We start from the raw sequence: 6,626 nt of genomic DNA, 5'->3' as shown, positions 1-6,626 counted from the left end.
GGGCATTGCCCGCCCAACGCAGTGGCTCCCCAATCTATCGGGGAGGGTTAGGGAGGGGTATTTTTGTACTTCATTAACTTGCAATCTGCTGTAATGCACGGGTGACAACATATAGAGCTATCATACCGGGAATAAGCGATCGCAGTTTTCATTCCCCTAAAACTGGATAATGTACTGAAATTGAGCTAAAAAACTTGCAATATAACCTGGGAATACTTGATATTTAATCGCTAACAAGGGAACTGCAATCGCAGATTATATTTTTGTATTTCTCTATGGTGCTACCCGACCAAATCAAAAAAGGCGATCAATGATGCCATGCGTGCCATTGAAGCACTAAAGGATATTCTCCCCAAAAATTACAATCGCCTTGAAAATGATCTGTTATTTTAGGAAAGTATAGTGGCAATCACTAGCAAAAATACGAATAATTAAGTCTCTTTCTTCTTTACACAAAGGATGAATATCTTGTTCTTTATAAGCACCCTTGGGTACTTTGATTTTCATAGCAGCAAAAGGGTTAGCGTCGATTAATCCTTTGTCCATTGCCCAATTACAGCAAGCTTTAAGTTGGGTTAAACAACGCTTTGCAGCATCTGGAGTTAGATTCGATAACAGATGATCTTGAATAGCAGATGCCTCGTCTAGCGATCGCGTAGCTAACTTAGCAATGTGATTTCGATGCTTAGTAAAGTCTTTGGCATAAGTACTAGGGCTGATTTGAGGTTTTTTGAACTCACTATATTTGTCCCACAACTTATCTAACTGTGGTTTTGGTTTCTGCACTACTGTAATATTTGTAACTATACTTAGAGATGATCCAGGTTTGTACTTCGCTAAAGTCTCGTCCAACCGCTCATATAAGATATCCTTCTCAATCTCCGCTGCTTTAAATTCTGCCAGTTTCCGACTGCCAGAAGTATCTAGCCATCCTGTGGACAAATAATAGCGCTTACCAGCATAGTGAAATCTCAACTGTAATCGACCACTAGAGTTAATGATTGATACAGATCCTTTATATCCTCGTTTCCTAGAAGAATCTTGGTACATAAGTATTAATGGTGTAATTGTCCTCTACTCTAAATTGTTTACACCATCTTTACACCACTTTTGTATCTAAAGGTATCCAAAAACGTTCAAAATTGGCATAAAAAGTAAAATACTTCTCCTCTAAATGTTGAGGGGTGAGAAAGCAAAAAACCCTTGAAATCTTTCGATTTCAAGGGTTTTTTGAAAGTGCCAGGAACCGGACTTGAACCGGTGACACGAGGATTTTCAGTCCGACGGGTTTTAGGCGTGTAGTGCTTGGTATTAAATGCGAGTGTCGTGAGAAGCTTCAAAATTTTGCCTAAACCTTGCCTAACAATGATAAATTTTGATGCTAAAAATTGGCGATCGCACTTTATAACCATTCGGTCGGCTGCCGAGTCGAACGGCTACCACATTCCTGTTTGGAGGCGAGAACAGCTACCCGCTGATATCCTCCCACTGGATGCCGGGCGATCATTTATCATTTTAGCCATAGATTTTAAATTACTAGAGTGAAAGTCAACGTCCAGTTCTGTTTATCATTAATCTGAAAGTACAAACCTTGGAGAATCAACCGCAAAGCTGTTCGAGTTCTAATAAACTTCTTCAGTAAATAAGTTCCTGGTTCAGCAAAGATATCATTAAAGTTTTTTTGATAACCAAATTGTTTTGAACAGTAACTGCCAGCACCTTTGACTGTTAACACAAAAAATTCAGCTTGTTTGTATTCATCAGGAATCATAAAGATTCCATATACATGGTGACGACCAAGCCACGGCTGAACAATAACCTTAGTAGCATGTACTTGGAATTTTGTAGTTTTTGATGCAAGAATCGCCTCGGAATTGCAATCAGAATTATTCACAGGCCAGTAAAATGTAATAATACTCAGGGAGAGCAGCAAAATTAAAATATAGCGGAGTTTGTGACGCATAAAGCCAAGAAAAATTGTTGATGCAGCTGGGGTATTTGATGAGTAATGATTGTGCAGCCACAGCAGCAAGCTAAGGGGCAAAGACAAAACATTCAGCGGTCAGTTAAAGTTTCCTGTCAAAAAAAATTGCACTCAAGGCATCAGCTCACAAAAAGTGCAGATTGGAGATGCGTAGTTTACCGCCGCAGGCATCGCTTACCCTGTTTTAGAGCTTCGTTACAGTATTAAACTTAGTTGAGAAACAATCGGGCTTTTGTGGCTGTAAACACCGATTTATGCTCTAATTTTTAGCTGTGATGAATTCTACAATTCGTTGCTTTTGTTATGCTTTTGATATAGCTCTGTTCGCTATAGCAGATGCTTTGAGGATATAAAAGCGACGCTGATAGCGAATGCAAGAGCGTCTTTAAGAGTTGCGTTAGCGAGTCTTGTCTGCGACACGCTCTTGCGTTCGAGCGTCATAGCCCGCCTTTAGACATCGCCATCAAGTTCAAGAAAAAATTTGCCTTTGTTTCTAGGCAATTAATAGGGTAGTCAAATACACAAATATTGGTTATATTCCCGTAAGTAACAATTGGTATAAAAGTTTATGGGAAGAAGTTGGGGAAATATTAAAACAGTTGCGGGTTTCTTTAGCGCAATTGTACTGATACAGTTCGGGGCAAATACTTCGGCGATTGCGGCTGACACAGTTGTTGTGCGTTTGGGTTTATTTACAGAATCCATCTCCCTTGCTGAGTTGCAAAAAGCTGCAAAAACTGGGGAATTGTCTGGGAGTTTGCAGCCTTTTGTTAAAAGATTATCTGAACAACAACGCCGCTTCCTCTTGGGAACGTTGAGCATGAATGTACCGATGAGTGTTGTCACTGTTAATAAGTTAGTTAATACTCAGATTGGCACAACTATTCTCAATGACTTCGCTACGGCCTTAGCCCGAAAAGACAAAGCTGGGGTACAAGCACTCAGAGCAGGATTGGTATTAGGCTCTACTGCACCGCAGGGTCTTTCTATACTGAGTTTTATTGCTGCTTATCCCAGTAAACGTCTAGAAATTAATTTGCCACAGGCTTTTATAGTTGCAAGGAGTTTGAATACAGCTTTTTGGCGTACCCAGCAATTTATGCTAGCCATCACTCCCCAACTCGACCCGAAAACACCGCAGATTGCTTTCCCTTTTGATCCCAGCCAACCAGGAATAGCTCAAGTACAAATACTTAAATTAGACTGGAATGACCAAAAGCGTAACCGTAACATTCCAGTTGATATTTACTGGTCAACTGCTGCAACTGCCTATAAACCTGTAATTGTCTTTTCTCACGGCTTCGGGTCAGTCCGCACGGACTTGCGTTACCTAGCAGAACATTTAGCATCCCACGGTTATGTGGTAGCAGCTTTAGAACATCCCGGTAGTAATGAGGCAAATACTAACTCTGCATTTCAAGGCAAAACCAGAGTTGTGATGCCTCAAGAGTTTTTGAATCGCCCTCAAGATATTAGTTTTGTTCTCGACGAATTAGAAAAGCTCAATCGAACAGCTAATAATCCCCTGCAAGGGAAACTTGCAACCAATAAAGTGATGGTTATTGGCTATTCTTTTGGTGGTGGTACAGCTTTAGCACTTGCTGGAGCAGAGTTCCAACTCGAACATCTCAAACAACGGTGCAAAAAGAACTTGACTATCTTGAGTCTGGGAGAAGCTATGCAGTGCATCGCTCAAGAACTACCAGAAAATAGCTATCAACTACGGGATACCAGAATAAAACAGGCGATCGCTCTCAATCCTACAACTTCTCTGATTTTTGGCGAAACTGGGTTAACTAAAGTACAAGTTCCTACCCTAGTGTTAGCAGGTTCCGCAGATAAAACCACTCCAGCTTTAACTGAACAGATTATAGGATTTAACAAAATCCCATCTCCCAAATGGCTAGTTGGCATAATTGGGGGTACTCATCTGAGTGTAAAAGACCCCAGTAAGACTTTGGATCAGATAGGACAACCGAATACACCAATTAGTGGCGGTGAAGTTGTGGGAGAACAAGCAGCAGATGTTCGCAAGTACGTTAAAGCTATAGCTTTGGCGTTTGCTGCACAGATGACTCCAGAAGCTAAAAACTACGCTATCTTTCTGACATCAGATTATGCCCAGTTTGCTTCAACTGCCGCATTTCCATTTCGCCTAATTACACAGATTCCTCCTGATGCTATGGCAGTGGTGAAAAAATTTGTTGAGAAATAAGGGACTTCCAATTAAAAAAATATCCAATTTTGTAAGGGAGCCAGTACGTTGCCCAGAGTTGTTTGAGCAGAGGTTTCCTCCGCTCAGAACTAAGAGTAGGGATACGGAAAACGGCAGAAGCCGCTGCTCATCCTGCCTCCCCTACGATTAATAGATAAGTCAGTTGGCACGATAAAACCAAACTATGTCTATATTAATGAACTAGGCTAAAACCCTCTTCCCTTCTGCTTTCTAACTTATCCCAACGACAAATTTTTACGTCAACCTACTTAAGTAATATACAGTTTTTAAAATTGGACTTGATTTTGGATATCTTAATTGTATTAATTTATACACCTTTGTATTAAGTATACAGTTGCTGTAGAATCGCTACTAAATTTTTACATTAGAAATAACTATTTAGACATAAATTTTATCTAGTTTAAATTATATTAACTTGATACTAAGCCTATGTTTGCTGTTAAAACAACACTAAAGTTTTACATTAGAAATAATTATTTAGACATAAACTTTATAATATTTTAGCTAAAAATAATAGAAACTTGAGAGTGTAAAAAAAGTAGGAGCATCTACTGGACACTACATATGTAATATCAAGCTAAAATGCCAAAAATAAATGAACACAAGTTGCTTAGTATGAAAACAAGTTTGTGTATTTATTAGCATAATTATTTTAAAAGTCACAAAAATGCTAAAGCATTTTTATCTACTACAAGCTACAGATGAAGCAAAAAAAATATCAAAGCTTGTTTTGTTTACTTAGACAATAATTTGATTTCAGACACTTAATATTGTAAAAACAATTTTGAATTCATAATTAAACAATTATTTAATTTTACTCACTTATGCAACTCTATACACCTCTTGAAATCAAACAACTCCAGCAATACGAAGACCTTCCTTACTTACTTGAAATTCTGGAGTGGGTGAAAAGTTTTTTAGCAAGACCTCATCCTAACTTAGGAAGATCCGGTGTAGTTTGCCCTTTTGTACCTCACGCTCTCAAGTCAAACAGCATTCGTCTGGCAGTTATTCGCACAAAAGATTTGTATCCAGAACAAATAGAAGAGATTGTTAGTTGCTACCGAGATATCTTTATTGAGATGGAAGTTAAAGAGGAAGAATTAGCAATCAATAAAGCTTTTTTACTTATATTTCCTGACATTCATATAGAAGACACTTCTAAACTAATAGATGGTGTCCAACAAAAACTTAAACCTTTGTTTGTTGAGTCAGGACTGATGATAGGAGAATTTCATAAACGTAATGAAAGTCCTGGCCTGCACAACCCAAACTTCCGTCCACTTCGTAGCCCTATCCCCTTGTTGGCTATTCGATTTATGGTTGAAGCTGACCTCCCCTTTCTTCAAAACCCGGCTGATCCACGCTTACGTATTCGGTATCTGGAAGCTTATTTAAAGTGTTTTGGTGATAAATTTACAGATGAAACAAGGTCTAAAAATGCTCATCAAGCATTGGCTTTGGCGAAAGAACAACTTAAAGACGAAAATTTGGTGTATTAGCATATAAAAAATTCAGGAGTCAGAAGTTAGGAGTTAGGAGTAAAATTTGCTCTATATTTGGCTCTTGAGTTGAAAAGGTGTACCTCATTAGGTTGCAAACTGCTGTATTGACTTAAATTTCTGAAACCCTTATTAGACAAGTACTTTACTTGAGTTTACAAATTAGCTCTAAAGAAGCCACTACTGTAATTCCGCTTTCCCGATTTAATTTATGACTTAGGCATCAAGTATGAAATGTAGGGGCAATACCCTACGGGAAGCCGCTTCTCTACGAGACGCAAACGTGAGTGCGTCTACATGAATTGCCCCTACGGGAAATCAAGGCTTTCACTGCCTTTTTGCGTAAGTCCTGTAATTATACCTGTCTACTTATCCCTTATAAGCAATTACTTTTTAAGTAAATTTACTATAAAAAATTTATTCTATTATGTTGATTGGGAAAATCACTAATTTAAACCTGCTAAATTTGTGTATTTTGAAAGAATTAAATCATCATAAAGCAGTGTATTTTCATCTTTTGGTATCATTCTATAGTTATAAATTCAGTAAGATTATTGATATGTAATTCAATTGAGAAATTTACTGCCGTGTAAAATGATCGATTTTTCAGATAATTTACTATAAAAACTACGGCAAATCTATCTAATTATAGATGTATTCAATTATTTAAACTACGGCAAAATTATCGATCTCTGGGTGTTTGAATTTATTCAAAGCCCGGTAAAATCATCGACTTTTGAGGGAATTTACTAATAAAAATTTAGGTCAAACTACTAGTTAAATTTAAATTTAATTATCTGTTTTTTATTCCTGGGCAACTTGAAATCGCGTGCTAGAATTACAGCAAAACTGTGTAATTAAATAGTCCGTAAACTTGATTACAGTTACTAATTTTATAGACTGT

General features: G+C 37.8%; 5 protein-coding genes. 3 read left to right on the top strand and 2 right to left on the bottom strand.

Annotation, left to right across the window (positions count from 1 at the left end; all coding sequences use genetic code 11):
- Nucleotides 1-384 precede the first annotated feature (384 nt).
- Entirely contained in the window at nucleotides 385-1,050 is a 666-nt protein-coding gene (locus tag V7K35_RS10280) for an Arm DNA-binding domain-containing protein (RefSeq protein ID WP_335078605.1), read from the bottom strand.
- A 294-nt stretch (nucleotides 1,051-1,344) separates the two neighbouring features.
- On the opposite strand from V7K35_RS10280, the gene V7K35_RS10275 reads away from it, so the two are divergent.
- Nucleotides 1,345-1,545 (top strand): hypothetical protein, encoded by a 201-nt coding sequence (locus tag V7K35_RS10275; RefSeq protein WP_335078603.1) that lies wholly within the window; start codon nucleotides 1,345-1,347, stop codon nucleotides 1,543-1,545.
- Here the strand turns inward: V7K35_RS10275 and V7K35_RS10270 are convergent.
- Nucleotides 1,529-1,963 carry a hypothetical protein gene (locus tag V7K35_RS10270; RefSeq protein ID WP_335078607.1) on the bottom strand — a complete coding sequence of 145 codons (435 nt, stop codon included), beginning with the start codon at nucleotides 1,961-1,963 and terminating at the stop codon, nucleotides 1,529-1,531. The two genes, V7K35_RS10275 and V7K35_RS10270, sit on opposite strands and share 17 nt — an antisense overlap.
- Nucleotides 1,964-2,552: 589 nt before the next feature.
- Here V7K35_RS10270 and V7K35_RS10265 point away from each other — a divergent pair.
- Both V7K35_RS10265 and V7K35_RS10260 read left to right on the top strand, forming a co-directional pair.
- On the top strand, nucleotides 2,553-4,199 hold the full coding sequence (locus V7K35_RS10265) for an alpha/beta hydrolase (protein ID WP_335078600.1): 1,647 nt from the start codon (nucleotides 2,553-2,555) through the stop codon (nucleotides 4,197-4,199).
- Between the two features lie 845 nt (nucleotides 4,200-5,044).
- Complete coding sequence (locus V7K35_RS10260; protein WP_335078598.1) at nucleotides 5,045-5,722, top strand: DUF6875 domain-containing protein; 678 nt, start codon at nucleotides 5,045-5,047, stop codon at nucleotides 5,720-5,722.
- Nucleotides 5,723-6,626: the final 904 nt, after the last annotated feature.

Source organism: Nostoc sp. (assembly GCF_036917275.1).
Taxonomy (GTDB): domain Bacteria; phylum Cyanobacteriota; class Cyanobacteriia; order Cyanobacteriales; family Nostocaceae; genus Nostoc.
Note: the sequence above shows the minus strand (reverse complement) of the source record. Positions and strands in the feature narration are given on the sequence as shown.

Bases quoted from the DNA above. Each gene is read 5' to 3' on its own strand.
- V7K35_RS10280 (WP_335078605.1), bottom strand. From the start codon at position 1,050: ATGTACCAAGATTCTTCTAGGAAACGAGGATATAAAGGATCTGTATCA.
- V7K35_RS10270 (WP_335078607.1), bottom strand. From the start codon at position 1,963: ATGCGTCACAAACTCCGCTATATTTTAATTTTGCTGCTCTCCCTGAGT.
- V7K35_RS10265 (WP_335078600.1), top strand. From the start codon at position 2,553: ATGGGAAGAAGTTGGGGAAATATTAAAACAGTTGCGGGTTTCTTTAGC.
- V7K35_RS10260 (WP_335078598.1), top strand. From the start codon at position 5,045: ATGCAACTCTATACACCTCTTGAAATCAAACAACTCCAGCAATACGAA.